Source organism: Micromonospora sp. NPDC002411, assembly GCF_053592955.1.
Window position 1 is genome coordinate 1 of the sequence record NZ_JBSFBM010000522.1, and the last position, 3,167, is coordinate 3,167.

Sequence of the window (3,167 nt, forward strand, 5' to 3'; positions counted from 1 at the left end):
CGATATGAAGCTTACTTAGTTCGGTTGTCGAAGAAAGTAGGGCCGTCTGGTGGCACCGGAGACGACGGGTGCGCTCAGCCGCCCGGGGGTGATCGAGCGCCAACTGGACCTGATGTACGACTACCGGACCAATGTCGCCTCGTACCCGGTCTGGCAGGACTGGCTCCGTCGGACGCAGCCGCCACTGCTGGTCGTCTGGGGCCGACATGACACCTCGTTCGAGAGCACCGAACTGGCGGCGTACCGCTCCGACGTCCCGGGGGCGGAGGTGCACCTGCTGGACGGCGGACACTTCGTCCTCGACACGCGGGCGGACGAGGTGGCCGACCTGGTCCGGAGCTTCGCCGGCCGGGTCCACGAGGCGGGCCGACGGGGTCACAATGTTTCACGTGAATCATGAGCCGGGTGCCGAGATCCACCACACCGATCCGTTCGCGGTGCCGACCGGGCAACGGTCACCGGTACGCCGGCTGCGCGGCCGGCTCGCCGCGCCGGTGACCCTCTGGACGGCCCCCGGTCCGGCCGGGCTGACGGTGTCGTCCACGCTGGTCGCCGAGGGGGAGCCGGATCGACTGGTCGGGCTGATCGACCCGGAGTCCGACTTCTGGGCGGCGGCGGAGGAGGCAGGTCGATTCGCGGTCACGCCGCTCGGTCCACCGCACCGGCAGCTCGCCGACCGGTTCGCCGGCCTGTTTCCCGCGCCGGGCGGGCTCTTCGCCGCCGACACCTGGATCGAGACACCGTACGGGCCGGTCCCTGCGGATGCCGGCGGGTGGGCCGGGTGCCGGCTGGACACCGCCCGGGAGTACGGCTGGGGCCTGCTGGTGGAGGCCACCATCGAGGCTGTCGACCTGACCGGGGAGGCCTCTCCGCTGCTGCACTACCGCGGTCGGTACCACGAGCTACCGGGCTGAACGGGGGGCCGTCCGGACCGACCGGTCACCGGAGTGACCTGGGTCACTCGGCGCAGCCAGGCAACCGCTCGGCGCAGTCGGCGACCGGCGTCGATCTCGGCCTTCCCCGTCGGGGAGCGCGCTCTTTACCGTGCGCGAAACTCCTCTGACGCCTGTGAAGGTGGTGATCCACAGATGTCCACGGACACACCCGCTCCGGCCGCTTCCCAGTCGGACAAGTACCTGACCGTACAACGGTCGGACGAGTTCGCCGGGCTGCGGCGTGCGCTGCGCGGCTTCGTCTTCCCGATGACCGTCGCGTTCTTCCTGTGGTATGCGCTCTACGTCATTCTCTCCGCGTACGCCCGGGACTTCATGGGCACGAAGCTGTTCGGCAGCAACATCAACGTCGCGCTGGTCTTCGGCCTGCTCCAGTTCGTCTCCACGTTCCTGATCGCCTGGCTCTACTCCCGGTACGCGGACCGGAAGATCGACCCCATCGCCGACCGGATCCGCGCCGAGATCGGGGAGGTGACCCGTGAAGACGGTCCACGCGGTTGAGACGTTCCTGGCGGCCGAGGCGGGCAACCACACCGCCCGCAACCTGACCATCACGCTCTTCCTGGTCTTCGTGGCGGTGACCCTGGCCATCACCATCTGGGCCAGCCGGCAGACCAAGACGGCTACCGACTTCTACGCGGGCGGCCGGTCCTTCTCCGGCTTCCAGAACGGCATGGCGATCGGCGGCGACTACATGTCGGCCGCCTCGTTCCTCGGTATCGCCGGCATCATCGCCCTGTACGGCTACGACGGCTTCCTCTACTCGATCGGCTTCCTGGTCGCCTGGCTGGTGGCCCTGCTGCTGGTCGCCGAGCTGCTGCGCAACTCGGGCCGGTACACGATGGCGGACGTGCTGGCCTTCCGGATGCGTCAGCGTCCGGTGCGTACGGCGGCGGCGGTCTCCACCATCACGGTGTCGATCTTCTATCTGCTGGCGCAGATGGTGGGCGCCGGCGCGCTGGTCGCGCTGCTGCTCGGCATCCGGCCGGGGACGACCTTCCTCGGCATGGACGCGGACACCGCGAAGGTGGCCACCATCATCATGGTCGGCACCCTGATGATCATCTACGTCACCGTGGGCGGCATGAAGGGCACCACCTACGTGCAGATCGTCAAGGCGTTCCTGCTCATGGGCGGCGCGCTCCTGATGACCATCCTGGTGCTGGCGAAGTTCAACTTCAACCTGTCGGAGCTGCTCGGCCAGGCGGCTGCGGCATCCGGCAAGGGCAGCGCGTTCCTCGAACCCGGGCTGCGGTACGGCGTCGAGGTCGCTGGCAACTCGACACAGACCTTCTACAACAAGGTGGACCTGCTGTCCCTGGGCATCGCCCTGGTGCTCGGCACCGCCGGTCTGCCACACATCCTGATCCGCTTCTACACGGTGCCGACCGCCAAGGCGGCCCGCAAGAGCGTGCTCTGGGCGATCGGCATCATCGGCACCTTCTACCTGCTCACCCTGGCCCTCGGCTTCGGTGCGGCGGCGCTGGTCGGCAGCCAGGCGATCACCGCACAGGACAAGGCCGGCAACACCGCCGCGCCGCAGTTGGCCGAAGCGTTGGGCATCAGCTTCTTCGGCGGTGAACTGGGCGGGGCAGCCCTGCTGGCGATCATCGCGGCGGTCGCCTTCGCCACCATCCTCGCGGTGGTCGCCGGGTTGACGCTGGCCTCGTCGTCCAGCCTGGCGCACGACTTCTACGCCAACGTGTTGAAGAGGGGTGAGGCGTCGGAGCGGCAGGAGGTGCGCGTCGCCCGGATCTCCGCCCTGGTCATCGGCGCGGTGTCGATCGCCTTGTCGATCTACGCGCAGAACCTCAATGTGGCGTTCCTGGTGGCACTCGCCTTCGCGGTCGCCGCCTCGGGCAACCTGCCGGCGATCCTCTACAGCCTGTTCTGGCGGCGGTTCAACACCTCCGGCGCGGTGTGGGCGATCTACGGCGGCCTGCTCTCGGCCGTACTGCTGGTGTTCTTCTCGCCAGTGGTCTCCGGGGCGCCGACCTCGATGTTCCCGGACCACGACTGGCAGTGGTTCCCGCTGTCCAACCCGGGCATCCTCTCCATCCCGTTCGGTTTCCTGTGCGGGTGGATCGGCACCGTCATCTCCAAGGAGCACGACGAGGACAAGTACGCGGAGCTGGAGGTGCGCGCCCTCACCGGCTCGGGCGCCCACTGACGCTCTGCAGGGGCTCCCGCTGACGCCTGGCGTCAGCGGGAGCC

The 3,167-nt window shown here is 68.6% G+C and carries 3 protein-coding genes and 1 pseudogene; all 4 read left to right on the forward strand.

Features of this window, described 5'->3' with window-relative positions:
* The first annotated feature begins 49 nt into the window (after positions 1–49).
* Positions 50–400, forward strand: coding sequence for an alpha/beta fold hydrolase (locus tag ACWCO3_RS33270; RefSeq protein ID WP_450013902.1), 351 nt, complete (start codon positions 50–52; stop codon positions 398–400).
* A pseudogene (locus ACWCO3_RS33275) lies at positions 360–914 on the forward strand (flavin reductase family protein); the annotation flags it as partial. The gene ACWCO3_RS33270 and the pseudogene ACWCO3_RS33275, both read left to right, overlap by 41 nt.
* 174 nt (positions 915–1,088) lie before the next feature.
* Positions 1,089–1,454: a DUF485 domain-containing protein gene (locus ACWCO3_RS33280; protein ID WP_145778408.1), complete on the forward strand. Its 366-nt coding sequence runs from the start codon at positions 1,089–1,091 to the stop codon at positions 1,452–1,454.
* Positions 1,432–3,123 (forward strand): solute symporter family protein, encoded by a 1,692-nt coding sequence (locus ACWCO3_RS33285; RefSeq protein WP_358050315.1) that lies wholly within the window; start codon positions 1,432–1,434, stop codon positions 3,121–3,123. The genes ACWCO3_RS33280 and ACWCO3_RS33285 overlap by 23 nt, the downstream gene beginning before the upstream one ends.
* The last annotated feature ends 44 nt before the right edge of the window (positions 3,124–3,167 follow it).